This window comes from Caulobacter sp. D5, assembly GCF_003185805.1.
GTDB lineage: Bacteria > Pseudomonadota > Alphaproteobacteria > Caulobacterales > Caulobacteraceae > Caulobacter.
This window is the reverse complement of sequence record NZ_QHJY01000420.1, coordinates 1-16,366: the sequence shown is the minus strand read 5'-3', so window position 1 is coordinate 16,366 and position 16,366 is coordinate 1. Positions and strand designations below refer to the sequence as shown.

Here is a 16,366-nt window from a genome sequence, read left to right as displayed (position 1 = left end):
CGCCGCTGGCGACATTGTGGGTGAAGCCGGTCGCGCCGGCGAGACCGGCGGCCAGGGCCGCGCCCGCGGGCAGCAGCAGGGCGCCGAGACCCAGGCCCGCGCCGAGCACCAGGCTGCGGCGATCGATGTTCAGAACCATGTCCGGTCCTCCGAAGAACGTGATGAATTGAGGCGGCGGATCAGAAGGAGCCCTTGACCCCGATGTTCCACATCGAGCCGTAGATGCTGTACTGCTGCACGCGGCTGGGAATGTTCGAATAGACGACGTCGGGCGCGTTGAAGATGTTGCGGCCGGCCAGCATCACCTCGAACTGCTTGTTGATCTTGTAGCTGGCGCTGATGTTCCAGAGTTCGCGCGGCGCATGATACAGAATGCCGTTGGCGGCGGTGGTCGGGGTGTTGCTGAGCGCGCTGGTCCGGTACTTCGACTGCGAATTGCCGGTCAGCTGGAAATCGAACGGCCCGTAGCTGTAGCGCAGTCCCCAGTTGGCCGAGACCTTGGGCATGTTCACCCGCTCGCCGTCGGGATCGACGCGGGTGACCGAGCCGCGCAGGCCAAAGCCCCGCAGCATGCCCGGCAGGAAGGTCAGCTGCTGGTCATATTCGAGGGTCAGGCCCTTGTTGGTGCTGGTGCCCGGCAGGTTCTGGGCGCTGCGGAAGGTGTAGCCGACATAGTCGCCGGCGCTGTAGCCGACGTCCTCGGGATCGACCGTCATGCCGGTGACCTGCATGTCCTTGATGTCGAGCTGGTAGACCGACACGCCGACGACGCCGGACGGTTCGAGGAAGTACTGCAGGCCCGCATAGTACTTCGTCGAGTGCTCGGGCTTGAGCAGCGGGTTGGGCACGGTGACGATCAGGTTGTTGTCGTCGACCGCCACCACGCCGCCGAGGTTGGCGTAGTCCGGACGCAGGATGGACTGGCTGAAGGCCAGCTGGCCCACCAGCCGCTTGGTGAACTCGTACTTGGCCCCGCCGCTGAGGAACCAGTCGTCGTACTCGCCGTGGCGGGTGGTGTAGACGCCGTTGTGGTACTGGTAGAGCAGGCCCGCGACCGTGCTGGTCGACAGGCCGGCGGCGGTGACCTCCTTGGCCGGACGGATGTCGGCGACGCGCGCGGCGGTCTCGGTCTTCTCATAGCGCAGGCCCAGATCGAACTTGGCGCGGCCGTAGCGCGGCTGGACCTCGAAATAGGCCGAGGTGATGTCCTCCTGGATGCGCTTGTTGTTGTCGAGCCTGCGCTTGAGGTTCCCCACCGTGTCGGCGACGAAGTACTCGGGGTGGGCTGCGTAGATGTCGTAGACGCCGTAGTTGCTGTCGGCGCGCCAGCCCTGGGCGTTCATGTTCCCGGCGTCGAAACCGAGGATCTTGAACTGATAGCCCTGGGTCCAGGGAATGACCGCCTCGGGCGCCTTCTGGGTCAGGTCGCCGGTCGGGCCGACATACTGGAACTGCTGGTAGGAGCCCTCGTTGGTGCGCCAGTCGTTGCTGCGGCCGCCGAAGCCGGCCAGCAGCGTGACCGGAACGACGCCGACCTCGAGCCGCTTCTTCACGTCGAAATAGGCGCCGTACATGTTGTTCTTGGCGTCGGACTCGGCGGTGCGGATGTTGTTGCCGATGTCGTCGTCGCGGTTGAAGCTGGTCGGGTCGCTCCAGGAGCGGCCGGCGGTCTGCTTCAGCGTCCAGACGTTGGAGTCCTCCGAGGCGCGGTCCAGCGTGAAACCGATCCGCGTCAGATAGCTGTCGGTGCGCTGGAAGAAGCCCTTGCTGTTGTCGCGAAAATTGAACTCCGAGGCGGCGTAGCTGCCGCGCAGCACGGCTTCCCAGGTGTCGCCGCGATATTCCAGCTTGGGCGCGACCAGCCACGACGGCGTGCCGGCGTAGCGGTGCGAATACTGGGTGTGCAGCCGGGTGTTGGTCCCGTTCGGATTGACGACGATGTGGGTGGGCGTGGAGTCTGCGGTGGTCTGCGACGTCGTCGAGGTTCCGAAGATCAGATAGGTGTACTGGTTGAAGTACTCGACGTCATAGAACGAGTAGTTGCTGCGCAGGCTGAAGGCCAGCTTGTCTGTGATCTTGTAGTCGACGCTGAGATTGGCGGCCTGGCGGTGGGTCAGCTTCGGACCCGGGCGCCACATCACCTGGTAGGGCATGACCCGGCCGTTGGCGAGATAGGACCAGTCGGTCTGGATGCGGTCCTGCTGGACGTAGTTGGCGTTGTAGCTGGCGTTGAACGCGATCCCCAGGCGGCCATCCAGAAACACGTCGCCATAGCCGATCTGGGCCGAGGGGAAGATGCGGGCGTGCTTCTCGTCGTCGGGGAAATAGATCCGCGTGGTTCCGGAGTCGGACGTGCCGACGCCGCCGACCTGGAAGCGCAGCAGGCGGCCGTTGCGCTGGAAGGCGTACTTGGAGCGCAGGTTGATGGCGCCGCCGGGGGAGTCGGCGTCCATGCTGGCGGTCAGGGTGTTGTTGAGTTCGATCGAATCGACGCCGGTGATCGACATCTGCTCGAAGGAGTTCTGCCGGCCGGCGTTGTTGTTGGAGGTGGCCGTGGCCATCCGCGCGCCGTCGGTCGTGAAGGTCGAGTACTTGGGATCAAGGCCCCCGATGCGCACGGCGGAGGCGTCCACCTCGGTGTAGTCGAGCGACAGGCCCGGCATGTTCTTCATGAACTCGCCCACGTCGCCCATGGTCAGGGCGCCGAAGTTGTCGGCGGCGACGACGTTCTTGGCGTTGGTCGAGGCCCGGCGCTCCATGATGGCGCTGGCGACGCCGTCGCGCTTGGCGGTGATCGTGATCGCCTCGACCTCGTCGCCGGCCGCCGCGTAGGCCGTCAGCTCGAAGTTCAGGGCCGAGATCTGACCGGGCGCGACATTGACCGCCGCACGGGCCTCCTGCAGGCCCGCGTACTTCACCACGACGGTAAGATCGCCGGCGGGGACGCCGACCAGGCGAAAGTCGCCGCCGGCTTCGGTGTAGGCCACGATGGGGGTCCCCGCGACGCGGACCTCGGCATTGCGCACGAACTCGCCGGTCACGGTGTTGAGCACACGGCCGCGCACCACGCCGGCGCCGGCCGAGGGACGCGCCCCGCCCTGCCCTTCGGCGCGCAGGGTGATGATCTGGCCGTCGTCGGAGTCGATGCGCAGCGGCGTGCCGGCGATCAGGCGGGCCAGGGCGGTGCGGACGTCCATCCTGCCCTTCACGGCCGGGGTGCGGACGCCTTCCAGGCCGCGGGCCGGAGCGATGATCTGCACCTGGCCCTGGCGGGCGAGTTCGGGGATGGCGCGCACGGCCGGCTGGGCCGGAATGTCGAACACGCGCTCCTGCGCCTGGGCGGGCATGGCGATCGACAGCGCGCAGACGGCGGCGCCGCAGGTCAGGACGGAATGAAGAGAACGCATCGGCTGGTAGCCCCCAATCGTCGCTCGGCTCGCGACGTTCGCCGTTGAGAGCCGCCGGCCCGGGGGCTTCCGCTATCGTTCACAAAACTTTCGCGGAATGAGCCGTCAGGAGGCCGGGGCGCGGGTAAGAACGACGCCGTGGCGCTCGACCTCGATCCGGGCGTCGAACACCCGGGCCACCGCGCGGGAGAAACCGACCGGGTCATTGGCGGCGAAGAGGCCGGTCACCGGCTCGCGGGCCAGGACGGGATCGCGCACCTCGATCGTCGTGTCGCTGTAGCGGGCGAAAGCCGCCGCGGCCTCGCCCAGGGGCTCGCCCTCGAAGGCCAGCTTGCCGTCGCGCCAGGCAAGCTCGCGCGTCACCGTCTCGGGCGCCAGGCGCTGGGGCCGCCCGGCGGCGGGCCCGGAAAGGGCCATGCGGCTGTTGGCGGCCAGGGCCAGACCCGGTTTGCCGCCCGCGACGTCCACCCGGCCCTGGTTGACCAGCACCTCGACCGGCGCGCGGTCGAGCCTGCGCACCCTGAAGCCGGCCTGGGACGTCGTCAGCCGGCGGCCATCGACCTCGACCACGAAGGGGCGGTCGTCGTCGCGCGCCACCGAGAAATAGGCCTCGCCCTCCAGCAGGGCCACGCGCCGCTCGCCCCGGTCGTAGCGGATGCGGATGCGGCTGTCGGTGTTGAGCAGCACGCTGGAGCCGTCCTCCAGAGGCGTCAGCCTGATCTCGCCCCGGCGTGTGCGGACCACGGTTCCGGCGGTCGCCACGCCGACGCCCAAAGCCGCCAGCGCCGCCGCGGCGGTCGCGCCTCCGGCCCACAGCAGGGCCTGACGACGGGACCGGCCCGGCGGCGGGGCCACGATCGCCTCGAATGCGACGGGGTCGAAACCCTCGCCCAGGGCCTGGGCGGACTCGCTCATCATCGACAGCGCCCGGGCGCGCAGCAGCGCGCCCTTGGCCCGCGGATCCCCGCCCAGCCAGGCTTGCAGACCCGCCTCTTCCTCCGCAGTCAGCGGGCCGCGGTCCAGTCGCGCCGTCCATTGCGACGCCGCCTGGTCAATGTCGCGACTGGTGTCTCGTTTCGCCATCTCGCGGGGCAATCTCCGGTTCCGCGTACTTAGAGGTTTGGGACCGCCTGTTTCCGCCACGACCGAACCAATCAATCAAGAACAGGACGCCCCGGGAAATGTGGGTTTCGATCGTATTCTCCGAAATGCGCATCCGCGCCGCGATCTCGCGTTGCGGAAGCCCCCTCACCCGCCTGAGCACGAAGGCCTCGCGGGTCTTGAGCGGCATGGCCGCTATGGCCCGGGCCAGCTGGCGAAGCTCGTCCCGATCGATGGTCCGCTGCTCGGGCGAGGCGTCGTCGTCAGGGTGATCGAGCCGCTCCAGATCGTCGACGGCGTGGATGGAAACGATGCGGGCCCGGCGGACGTGCCGCATGATCACCGAGCGCGCCACCTGAAAGAGATAGGCCTTGGGGTGACGGATGCCCTCCACCGTCTCGAGTTCGGCCAGGATGGTGTAGGCTTCCTGGATCACGTCCTCGGGATCCATGCCGGACGGGGCGGCGCGCGACAGCCAGCCCCTGAGCGCCGGCTCGTGGGGCAGGATGGTCCGCAGGAACCACCGTGTTCTTTCCCTGTCGGCGTCGCTCATCCGCTGACTGGCCTGATCCGCTCGCTGGAGGTTGGACGGCGCGACCGGTTCGAAGACCGGCCGAAGCCTCGGTTGGCCGGCATGCCTAGACCGATTTCATGACAGTCCCGCTGCGGTGACGCGATTGGAGCAGTTCCTCCGCGCCCGGCGTAATCGTCGCGCCACGCCCAAATGCTCTTGCGATTTACTTGCAACAATATCTGAAGCTCGACCCCGCTTCAGTTGGCGGCGTCTATCGCGATGATAGGAACAATCAATTTTACCTATCGGCGGATGCGCGTTGACTACGCGCCGGGGGCAAGCAGCAGACATAAGCCAGGGAGGAAGGCGACGATGGATGGGAATGTCGAGACCGGCGCGAAGGGCCAATGCCCCGTCGGACACGGCCGCGGCCACGGCAATCGTGACTGGTGGCCCCAGAGCCTTCGCCTCGAAGGCCTCAATCAGCATTCGCCGCGGTCCAATCCCCTGGGCGAGGCCTTCGACTACGCCGAGGCCTTCAAGAGCCTGGACCTCGACGCGGTGGTCGCCGACCTGCACGCCCTGATGACCGACAGCCAGGACTGGTGGCCGGCCGACTTCGGGCACTATGGCGGCCTCTTCATCCGCCTGGCCTGGCACAGCGCCGGCACCTACCGGATCACCGACGGGCGCGGCGGCGCCGGCGGCGGCCAGCAGCGGTTCGCCCCGCTCAACAGCTGGCCGGACAACGCCAATCTGGACAAGGCCCGGCGCCTGCTGTGGCCGATCAAGCAGAAGTACGGCGCCAAGCTTTCCTGGGCCGACCTCTACGTGCTGGTCGGCAACGTCGCGCTGGAGTCGATGGGCTTCAAGACCTTCGGCTTCGGCGGCGGCCGCGCCGACCAGTGGGAGCCCGAGGAGCTCTACTGGGGTCCGGAAGGTTCGTGGCTGGGCGACGAGCGCTACAGCGGCGAGCGGCAGCTGCACCCGGCCCTGGGCGCGGTGCAGATGGGCCTGATCTACGTCAATCCGGAAGGCCCGAACGGCAATCCCGACCCGAAGGCGGCGGCGCGCGACATCCGCGACACCTTCGCCCGCATGGCCATGAACGACGAGGAGACCGTCGCCCTGATCGCCGGCGGCCACAGCTTCGGCAAGACCCACGGCGCGGGCGACCCGTCCTTCGTCGGCGTCGAGCCCGAGGGCGGCGAGATCGAGGCGCAAGGGTTGGGCTGGGCCAGCAAGCACGGCACCGGCATCGGCGCCGACGCCATCACCGGCGGCCCGGAAGTGATCTGGACCCAGACCCCGACCAGGTGGAGCAACCACTTCTTCGAGAACCTCTTCAAGTTCGAGTGGGAGCTGCACGAAAGCCCGGCCGGCGCCAAGCAATGGCGGGCCAAGGACGCCCCGGCCGACATCCCCGACGCCTACGACGGGTCCAAGACCCACGTCCCGCGGATGCTGACCACGGACCTGGCCCTGCGCTTCGACCCGGACTACGAGAAGATCTCGCGCCGGTTCCTGGAGAACCCCGACCAGTTCGCCGACGCCTTCGCCCGCGCCTGGTTCAAGCTGACCCACCGCGACATGGGCCCCAAGCCGCGCTACCTCGGCAAGCTGGTGCCGGAAGAGACGCTGATCTGGCAGGACCCGATCCCGGCGCCCGACCACCCGCTGGTCGACGCCTCGGACGTCGCGGCGCTGAAGCAGAAGATCCTCGCCTCCGGCCTGTCGGTAGGTGAACTGGTCTCGACGGCCTGGGCTTCGGCCTCGACCTATCGGGGCTCGGACAAGCGCGGCGGGGCCAACGGCGCCCGCATCCGCCTGGCGCCGCAGAAGGACTGGGAGGTCAACGACCCGCCGGTTCTGGCCAAGGTTCTCGGCGTGCTCGAAGGGATCAAGAAGGACTTCGACGGCTCGGGCGGCAAGAAGATCTCGCTGGCCGACCTGATCGTGCTGGGCGGCGCCGCGGCGGTCGAGAAGGCCGCCAAGGACGCTGGCACGCCGGTCGAGGTGCCGTTCGCGCCTGGGCGCGGCGACGCCAGCGCCGAGCAGACCGACGCCGACTCCTTCGCCCCGCTGGAGCCGCTGTCGGACGGCTTCCGCAACTATCGGCGGTCGGGCGAGCAGTTCATGGCCCCGGAAGAGGCCCTGGTCGACCGGGCGCAACTGCTGCGCCTTTCGGGACCGGAGCTGACGGCGCTGGTCGGCGGGCTGCGGGTGCTGGGCGCCAACGCCGCCGGCTCCAAGGCCGGGGTCTTCACCAACCGTCCGGGCCAGCTGACGACCGACTTCTTCGTCAACCTGCTGGACATGGGCACGACCTGGAGCCCGACGGCGGTCAACGCCTTCGCCGGGCACGGCCGCAAGGACAGCCAGCCGCGCTGGACCGCCACCCGCGTCGACCTGATCTTCGGCTCCCACGCCGAGCTTCGGGCCCTGGCCGAGGTCTATGGCAGCGCCGATGCGCAGGGCAAGTTCGTCAAGGACTTCGTGGCGGCCTGGAACAAGGTGATGAACGCCGACCGCCTGGACCTGAACTGATCCGGTGAAACGGCTCTAGACGACAGAAGGGCGCCGACCGCGAGGACGGCGCCCTTCCCTATTTTGGCTTCCGCCGTCTTCAGCTTCCGCTGAGACGCTTGAATTCCGCGAGATCGCGCGCCGCGCCGGCCGTATCGCCCTGGCTGGCCTTGACCTTGGACCGCCACTCCCAGGCGTCGGCATAGGTCGCATCGCCCGCGATGGCCGCGTCCAGTTCCTCGCTCGCCCGGCGGTAGTCCGACAGGTACCAGTAGACCGCGCCCTTGCGGGTCAGGGTCATGACGTCGCCCGGCGACAGCTTCAGCGAGACGTTGAGATCGCGGATGGCGCGGTCGTAGCGGTCCTGCCGGATGAAGACGTCGGCGCGATTGTAATAGGCCGGCTCGTAGTCGGGCTTGGCCGCGATGGCCGCCTCATAGGCCGCCAGGGCCGCCGCGTCGTCCTTGGCGGCGAAATAGGTCAGGCCGCGGTTGTTGTGCACGTAGGCCGACTTCGGATCGACGGCCAGGGCCGCGTCGAGATCGGCCATGGCGCCGGCGAAGTCGTCCTGGGACCGCAGCAGGCTGGCCCGCGTCACCCGCAGGTCGATGTCGTTCGGGGCGAGTTTCAGCGCGCGGGCATAGTCGGCCAGGGCTTCGCTCGGGCGTCCCTGGTCACGGTGATAGTCCGCCCGCGCGGCCCAGCTCGCGGCCCGATCGGGGTTCAGGGCGATGGCCTTGTCGTAGAGCTTGCGGGCGCCCTTGTCGTCGCCCTGCCACGCCAGCAGCTCGGCGATCGCGATCTGCAGGTCCGGCCGCTTGGGCGCCAGCCTGGCGGCGTTGCGATAGGCGTCCAGCGACCGCGGCCAGTCCTGCCGCTGGTTATAGGCGACGCCCATGTTGATATAGGCCTGGACGTTGGCCGGATCGATGCGCAGGGCGTCGGCGTAGGCGGCCATTTCCTCCTCGCCGCGCTTCAGCTCGCCCAGGGCCTCGCCGGCGCCGTTGGGGGCGTCGGGGTCCTTCGGGTCCAGTTCGGCGGCCTTGCGGTAGTCGGCCAGGGCCGCCTCCCACTTGCCCTGATCCTTCAGCAGCAGGGCGCGGTTGTAGTAGGTGGCGGCGTGTTCGACCTTGTCGGCGACCAGCACGTCGTAGTCGGCCATCGCCTTGGCGGGCTCGCCCTTGGCGTTCAGCAGCAGCGCGCGCTGGAACCGGGCGTCGGCGTCCTTGGCGTCCAGTTCGAGGGCCTTGTTCAGCACGACCAGGCCCTCGTCATAGGCCTTGTTCCGACGCAGCAGCTCGCCCAGCGCCCGAAGAACCCGCGCATAGTCGGGATCGATCTTCAACGCCTCGCGATAGGCGTCGCGGGCGGGCTCGAACTGGTCGAGCTGGTCATAGGCGACCCCGAGGGCGTAGAAGCCGCGGGATTCCTTCGGATCGACCCGCACGGCCTCCTTGGCGTCGCGCAGGGCGCCGGACTTGTCGCCCGTCGATCCCCGCAGGATCGAGCGGTAGCTCAGCGCGTAGCCGTCCTTGGGATCGGCCTTGACCATGGCGTCGTAGAGCTTGCGCGCCTCGGCGTAGCGCTCCTGGCCCTCGTAGAGTTCGCCCAGGCGCAGCTGGGCGCCGTACGGATCGTCGGTCACGCCGATGGCCGTCTTCAGGTCGCGCTCGGCGGCGGCCGGGTCCGTGCTTTCCAGCAGGTCGGCGCGCTGCAGATAGGCGCGGTAGAATCGGGGATCGGCGGCGATGGCGGCGTCGTAGTCGGCGCGGGCGCCGGCCGCGTCCTGCTTGGTCCACTGCTTGACGCGGCCGCGATAGAGCAGCGCGTCGGTATGCGCCGGATGGGCCTTCAGCACGGCGTCGAAAATGGCCAGGGCTTCGTCGTCGCGGTCGAGATGGAACAGGGCCGCGCCCCGCGCCACCTGGGCCTCGATATCGCCCGGCGACAGCTTCAGCGCGGCGTCGGCGTCGGCCAGCGCATCGGCGTCGCGGTCGAGCCGCCAGCGGGCCTTGCTGCGGGCCACCAGCAGGCGGGTCTTGACCGACGTGTCCTGGACGCCGGCGTCCAGCGCCGTGGTGCAGTCGGCCGCCACGACCTCGCGGTCGACGAGGCGCTTGGAGGTGTCGGCCGCGAGGCACGCCTCGCGCGGATCGGCGGCGGCGTGGGCGACGCCGGTCGCGGCCAGGGCGATCAGCAGGGCGGCGGGATAAAGGGCGCGGCGGATCATCGGGCGGCTCCCGTCGAGACTTCGGCGGTCTTGGCGTTGGCGGCGGGATAGGCGAAGCCGACGATCGGCGGCCGCTTGAGCCAGGTTCGCGCGGCCGCGCGCAGGTCCTCGACCGTCAGCGCGTTGACCAGGGGCTCGACCAGCAGGGCCTCCTGCAGGACAGCAGGATCCCTGGCCGAACCAGCCATGGCGCCGGCCCACCAGGCGGTGGTCTCGCGATTGGCGCGGATCGTGGCCAGGATCGGCTGGCGGGCGTCGGTCAGCATCTGCTCGGTGATCTCGCCGTCGCGCAGGCGGGCCGCCACGGCCTCGGCTTCGGTCGCCAGGTTGGCCAGGTCCTTCGGATCGGCCTCGATCGAGACCTCCAGCACGCCCTGGTCGCCGTGGTCGGGCGTGGCGGTGGAGACGACCGGGGCGTAGGTCTTGCCCAGTTCCTCGCGGATGCGCCGGCGAAGCGCGGTGTCGAACACCGAGGCCAGGAGCTTCAGGGCGTACTCCTCCTTGCGGCGCTCGGGCGAGGCCACGTACAGCGGCCAGATCAGCGCCGCGGCGGCCTTGTCGGCCGAGCCGCCGTGCTCGACGCGGATCGGCGGCACGGGATCGTCCGGATAGCTCAGGAAGTGGACGTCCGGACGCGCGCGGTCGGTCACCGGGCGGGCCGGCAGGGCGCCGAAGGTGCGGGCGGCGGTCCGGATGGCGGTGGCCTCGTCGACGTCGCCGGCGATGGTCAGCTCCAGCGGCGCGGTGGTCAGGATCGGACGCAGCACGCGGGAGAAGTCGGACGAGCGGATCGCCAGGAGCTCCGACTGCGGCGGCAGGCTGCTGGCGCCGGTGGGATCGAACCGCTTGGCGATGGCGTCCGACAGCGTCGATGGCGGCAGGCTGCGCATCGAGCGGTAGGCCAGGTCGGCCGCCGTCGGCAGGCGCGCGTCGAGCGTGCTGCGGAAGCCCGGATCGGTCACGAACGCGGCCAGGATCTCCAGTTCCCGGCCCAGCGAGTCGCCGAAGATCGAGGTGTCGATCGAGAAGGTCGTGACCCCGAGATTGGTGTCGAAATTCACCAGGCCGCCGGTCGGGAACAGCGTCTCCAGATCCTCGGCGCTGTGCTTGCCGAGCCCCCCGCTGCTCATCATCGCCAGGCCGAACTCGGCGATGGTGTTGTCCTTGTCGGCGATCTCGCGGCGGCCCGCCCCGAAGTTGAGGCGCACCTCGATCTTGTGTGGCTGGAGGGTGGTCTGCTTGAAGTTCAGGACGAGGCCGTTGGCGAAGGTCAGCCGCACGAAGCCCGGATCGGCGATGGTCTCGCGCCGGACGACCTGTCCCGCCGGACCAAAGTCGCCATAGGCCCAGACGGCGTTGGAGGCCGGCTTGACGAGCGGCGCGTCGCTGATCGCGTCGCCGTTGCGGGTCCAGGCGGCCAGCAGGGCCTCGCGGGTCGGCGGCTTCGCGCCGGTCACCGACAGCAGCGGCCCGGTTCCCGACCAGTCCTCGGCCATGGCGGCGCGCATGTCGTCGACCGTCGCGTCCTCGACCGCGCGGTCGAAGACGTAGAGGGCGTCGGCCGGCGAGCGGGCGACCTGTCCGGCAAGAGCCTTGCTCAGCAGTCCCGACGCCAGGTCCGGCGACTTGCGCGAGGCGGCGTTGGTGCTGGCGCCGCGCACCATCGAGCGGATCTTCTCGACGGCGGTTTCGAACTCGATGTCGGTCGGCGGCGTCTTGGCCAGGCGGTTGAACTCGGCCTGGCTCTCGGCGAGAGCCGCCTCCCAGGAGTCGTTGGTGGGCATGGCGACCATGCAGGCCACAGACATTTCGCGGGTCTGGTCCCCGAACGCCAGGGCGCCCAGCAGGTGGGTCTCGCCGGCCGAGACGCGGCGGGCCAGGCGCAGGTTGAAGATCGTCTGCCAGACCTGGGACATGATCTCACGGCGCTGGATCGCGACGGTGTCGATCCCGGGCGGAACGCCGGGCCGCAGGCGGCAGACGCTGATCGCCGTCGGCAGGCTTTCATGGGCGATGGCGAAGGCGTCCAGGTCGCGCTTGGCCGGCGTGGCCGTCACCGCCGCCCGGACCGGCTTGGGCCCGCGCCCGCTCCAGTCGGAGAAGGTCTCGCGGACCAGCGCCTCCAGCGCCTCGACCGACCGGTCGCCGACCACGGTGACCACGGCGTGCTCGGGCCGGTACCAGGCGTCGTAGAATTTCTTGAGGCTGGCGGGCGTGGCCGCGTCGAGCGTCTTGCGCGTGCCGATCGGCATGCGTTGCACCGAGCGCGCCTCCGGCGCCTGGAAGCGCGAAATCGCCTGCTGGGCGTCCATCTGCGGCCCGCCCCGCGTCTCCATCTCGGCCAGCACCACGCCGCGCTCGCGGGTGACGCCGTCGCTGGTGAAGATCACGCCGTCGGCCACGTCGCGCAGCCAGCCCAGGCCCGTCTTCAGCTGGGCGTCGTCCGGCTTGGGCATGTCGAGCATGTAGGAGGTCGAGAAGTAGTCGGTGACCGCGTTCTGGTCGCGGCCGAACACCACGCCCCACGGCGCGAACACCCGATCGGGTCCGCCTTCCGGATAGCGGCGGGTGGAGCGGAAGGCCATGTGCTCGACGAAATGGGCGGTGCCGCGCTCGGCGTCGCTCTCTTCCAGGCTGCCGACATCGACGGCCAGGCGCAGCGACACCGCCCCGCTCGGCACCGCGTTGCGCATGACCATGTAGCGCAGGCCGTTGGGCAGCACGCCCTGGCGGACGGCGGGATCGGGCGCGATGGTCGGATCGACCGCCTTCTCCACCGGCTTGGCCTTGTTCGCGTCGGCCTTGTTCGCCTTCGACTCGACCGACGGAGCCTTGGCGGGCTCCTCGCCGATGGCCGGACCGCCCAGCAGAGCAGCCCCCATCACCAACGCCGCCCCCGCGACGCCTCCGTATCTCGACACTTTCACGCCCCCAAGACGCCCCGAAACGCTCACGAGAGCATACACGCTCGCGCAACTCTGCGTGCTTATCGGTTGTGGGACGTTTCGGCTAGCGGCCTCTTGCGCGGCGGGTCGCGCGCCGCTCAGGCCGCCTGCGAAGCGACCTCGGCCGAGAGCAAGGGCCGGGCTTGCGGCTGGAGAACCGGCAGGATCAGGGCGAGGAACCGCCAGGCGGCCTCGTCGTGGTCGAGATGGTGGGTCAGCAGCCCGATGGGCTCGTTCCAGGCGCGCTTGCGACGGCGCTCGGCCAGCAGGCGGCGCGCGCGATCCAGAAACCGGCGAGCCCCCCGGAAGCGGGCCGTCGGCTTCCAGCGCATGATGTCCAGGTGGGCGTCGACGCGCGGCGGCAGGGCCTCGGGCGCCAGCATCCCGTCATAGCCCGACAGGCCAAGGCCGCGGACGGCCAGGGCCGTCTCCAGGGTGCGATGGACGTTGTTCCAGGGCGGCACGAACAGCGAGGGCCGGACCCCGGCCTTCGCGAAGGCGGCCAGCGCCGTATCGAGCGAGGCCAGCACCTCGGCCAGGCTGTCGCCATCGACCACCTCGCCGGAAGGCCGTCCCGGCGCGGCGCGGTTCTCGTGCCGAAAGCCGTGGATGGCCAGCTCGACGCCCGGCGTCACGCCGCAGGCGCCGGCCAGGGCCGCAAGGTCGCCGTCGGGGATCGCGGCCACGGTCAGGGGCACCGAGTAGCGGGCCGACATGCCCAGCAGCAGCGTCAGCGCCGGCCCGGTGCGGCGGGCGTCGTCGTCGCGCCACCAGACCACGGGGCGGCGTCCGGCGCGGCGCCACAGCGCCAGCTCCGGGCCGAGCATGGCCAGGATGAGCAGGCGATCGATCATCCGGCCGATCATCCGGCCTGGCCGAGAACCAGGTCGGACGCCGAGGCGCCCGCCGGCTCGGCGCTGATCACCAGCGTGCGGCGCGAAGCCATCAGTTCGCGCGCCTTGAGGTTCGACAGCAGCGGATAGAGGGCGGCCATCACGGCGATCGCGAAGCCGTAGTCGCCTTCCTTGTAGCCCTGGCGCGAGACGTAGCACTTGAAGAACCGGCGCACGCCGCGGAAGACGTCGTCGGCCAGCCCCTTGACCTTGCCCTTGTCGGCCAGATCCTGGGCGCGCAGGTCGGTGTAGCGGTTCAGGCGCTGGATCATGTCCGGAAGGTCGTCGTCGACCTTGTGGACGATGGCGGCGTGCAGCCGGCCGCCGCACTCGCCGGTGAACACGGTGCCGGGGTGCACGCGGTCGTTCTTCCAGGTCTTGACGCCCTTGCGGAACAGGCGGGCCACCGAAGAGGCGCCGAACGAGCCGCCCCAGCCGCGACGGACCAGGCGCTCGCCGATGTAGTTGTCGACCGGCACCTGGTACCAGTCAGCGCTGTCGGCGGCATTGACCAGGGTGCGGATCTCACGGGCCAGTTCGGGCGGCACGCCCTCGTCGGCGTCGAGCTCGAACACCCATTGACCACGACAAGCCGCCACGCCGGCCGTCTTTCGCACGCCCTCGACCGGGAAGATGCCCGAGACCACCCGCGCGCCCATGCGGCGGGCGATGGCTTCGGTGCGGTCCGAGCAGCGGTCCGCCACCACGACGATCTCGTCGCAGAACGACAAGGCGGCCAGGCAGTCGGCCAGGCGCGCTTCCTCGTTGTGAGCGCAGACCAGGCCCGAGAGTACGGTCATCGGCAGTTCCCCCGATGGACCCGCGTGTCGCGGATCCGTCATGGGTCAGACGGCGCCAGAACGGCGCCCCCTCAAGGAAAACGCACGATAACCATGCACAACGTCAGAAGGCCTTGGCGAGTTCCATGGTCCATGTGCGCGGACGCAGCGGCGTGACCTGGCGCACCTGGCCGAAATAGAAGGGATTGCCGTAGGCGAAGGTGTCGCCCGAGGTGTTGGCCGGGTTGGTCACCGCCAGGCCCAGGCTCCAGTCGTCGCCGCGCAGCTGGCCGCTCAGCCGGCCGGTGACGTAGCCGCCCATCTCGGGCGAATAGCGTGGATCGAAGGTCATGCGCGATCGGCCGACATAGTTGACGTCGGTCGTCAGCACGATCCGCCGCGTTCCCCAGGGGCGCTCATAGCGAAGGGTGGCGCCCGCCGACAGGTCGGGCACACCCGGCAGGGCCGCGTCATTGACCGAGGCGAAGCTGGTGGCGATGCGCACCATCCGCGGCCGATTGAGCAGGGCGTTGCCCTGCAGCTGCCAGCGCGGACCCAGCCGCACGAGACCTTCCAGCTCCAGCCCCGTGTTGCGGGCATCGCCGACATTGGCGGTGTAGGACAGACCCGAGCTCAGATACTGGTCGGTCTGGATGTCGCGCCAGACGTCGTGGAACAGCGCCGCGCGCAGGGTCAGCCTGCCGGCCAAGGGGCGCAGGCTGGCCCCGATCTCGTAGTTGCGCAGATGATCGGGCGAGAAGTGGTCGAGGCTCGACGACGGCGGGGTCAGGCCGCCGGAGTTGAACCCGCCCGAGCGATAGCCCTCGGAAGTCAGGGCGTAGAGCATCCCTCCCCCGCTCAAGCTCTTCTGGATCGAGAGCTTGGTCGAGACGCCCGAGAAGCTGGCTTCCTTGTCGAAGTCGCGCGATCGCCCCGGCGACGGCGCGATGATCGACGAGACGGTCCGCACGCGGCTGTCGGAGGCCCGCGCGCCGGCGCTGGCCGACCAGCCCGCGCCGATGGCCCAGGTCGTCTCGCCGTAGAGCGCGCCTTCGCGGCGGCGATCGACGCGGGTCTCGTCATAGTACAGCCGCAGGCTCTGGCGCGAGGTGCTGCCCCGCAGTTCGCCCCGGCTGCGCTCCTCGCCGACCAGGCCGTAGATGCCCAGCAGCCAGGTCAGCCGCCGGTCGGACGGCGAGGTCCAGGTCATGTCCTCGACCCACAGGCGCACGTCGCTGCCTTCGTCGAACAGGCCCAGGTCCACGGCCGTGTCGCTCATCTGCTCGACGGCGGCGGTGGCGTCGTAGCGGCTGGCGTAGCGGTGGCGCACGAAGCCGGTCGACGACTCGAACTGGCCCCAGGCGCCCGATCCCGTCACCGTGGCGGCGGCTTCGCGGAAGCGGTTGCCGTGGGTTTCGCGCACCTGGTTGGCGCGGCGATGGCCGCCCAGATCCGGCGTGGTGTACTGGGTGTCGTTGGAGGCCAGGTCCTGGGCGGCGGTCGACAGGTCGAGCGTCCAGTTGTCGCTGAGCCTGGTCGTCGCCGCCAGGCGTCCGCCCTTGCGGGTGGTGCGGTCGACGTTCGACAGGCGCAGGTTCACGTCGTCGACATAGCCGCCGTCGACATCGTCGAAGAGCGCCAGGCGCATGGCGGCGCGGTCGGCGACCAGCGGAACGTTGAGCACGCCCTCGATCTTGCCGCTGGCCGATCCGGACTCGGTCGAGGCCCCGACCGCCCGCGCCTCGATCGACCACTGGTTCAGCTCTGGCCGACGCGTGACGATGCGATAGATGCCGCTCAGCGACCCGCCGCCGTAGAGCGCGCCCTGCGGCCCGCGCAGCACCTCGACCCGCTCGACGTCGATCAGCCGCAGGTCGGGATCGGGCGCGTTGTAGGTCAGCGGGACGTCGTCGAGATAGGTGCCCACCGTCTGCTGGGTGCGCCCGGTGAAGGCGCCGTCCGACAGCCCGC

At 69.7% G+C, this 16,366-nt stretch carries 9 protein-coding genes; 1 reads left to right on the top strand and 8 read right to left on the bottom strand.

The window, feature by feature from the left end; genetic code table 11:
• Nucleotides 1-179 precede the first annotated feature (179 nt).
• From DMC18_RS22685 to DMC18_RS22675, 3 genes are all read right to left on the bottom strand, one after another.
• Nucleotides 180-3,407, bottom strand: a complete 3,228-nt coding sequence (locus DMC18_RS22685) for an outer membrane beta-barrel protein (protein ID WP_110118718.1) — start codon at nt 3,405-3,407, stop codon at nt 180-182.
• A 105-nt stretch (nt 3,408-3,512) separates the two neighbouring features.
• Nucleotides 3,513-4,490 carry a FecR domain-containing protein gene (locus tag DMC18_RS22680; protein ID WP_110133330.1) on the bottom strand — a complete coding sequence of 326 codons (978 nt, stop codon included), beginning with the start codon at nt 4,488-4,490 and terminating at the stop codon, nt 3,513-3,515.
• Nucleotides 4,459-5,061 carry an RNA polymerase sigma factor gene (locus DMC18_RS22675; RefSeq protein ID WP_110118716.1) on the bottom strand — a complete coding sequence of 201 codons (603 nt, stop codon included), beginning with the start codon at nt 5,059-5,061 and terminating at the stop codon, nt 4,459-4,461. The genes DMC18_RS22680 and DMC18_RS22675 overlap by 32 nt, the downstream gene beginning before the upstream one ends.
• Nucleotides 5,062-5,334: 273 nt before the next feature.
• Between DMC18_RS22675 and katG the strand changes: the two genes are divergently transcribed.
• The gene (katG, locus tag DMC18_RS22670; protein ID WP_370443998.1) at nt 5,335-7,569 is read left to right on the top strand and encodes a catalase/peroxidase HPI; all 2,235 of its coding nucleotides are present in this window, start codon (nt 5,335-5,337) and stop codon (nt 7,567-7,569) included.
• A 79-nt stretch (nt 7,570-7,648) separates the two neighbouring features.
• Here katG and DMC18_RS22665 read toward each other — a convergent pair whose 3' ends face one another.
• From DMC18_RS22665 to DMC18_RS22645, 5 genes are all read right to left on the bottom strand, one after another.
• Nucleotides 7,649-9,778, bottom strand: a complete 2,130-nt coding sequence (locus DMC18_RS22665) for a tetratricopeptide repeat protein (RefSeq protein WP_110118714.1) — start codon at nt 9,776-9,778, stop codon at nt 7,649-7,651.
• Complete coding sequence (locus DMC18_RS22660; protein ID WP_146218176.1) at nt 9,775-12,699, bottom strand: pitrilysin family protein; 2,925 nt, start codon at nt 12,697-12,699, stop codon at nt 9,775-9,777. Before DMC18_RS22660 ends, DMC18_RS22665 begins: the two co-directional genes overlap by 4 nt.
• Before the next feature lie 122 nt (nt 12,700-12,821).
• Nucleotides 12,822-13,577, bottom strand: a complete 756-nt coding sequence (locus tag DMC18_RS22655; RefSeq protein ID WP_110118717.1) for a polysaccharide deacetylase — start codon at nt 13,575-13,577, stop codon at nt 12,822-12,824.
• Nucleotides 13,578-13,585: 8 nt separating this feature from the next.
• Nucleotides 13,586-14,416 carry a glycosyltransferase family 2 protein gene (locus DMC18_RS22650; RefSeq protein ID WP_110118712.1) on the bottom strand — a complete coding sequence of 277 codons (831 nt, stop codon included), beginning with the start codon at nt 14,414-14,416 and terminating at the stop codon, nt 13,586-13,588.
• 103 nt (nt 14,417-14,519) lie between these two features.
• On the bottom strand, nt 14,520-16,366 hold a 1,847-nt coding region (locus DMC18_RS22645), incomplete at its 5' end, for a TonB-dependent receptor (RefSeq protein ID WP_110133329.1).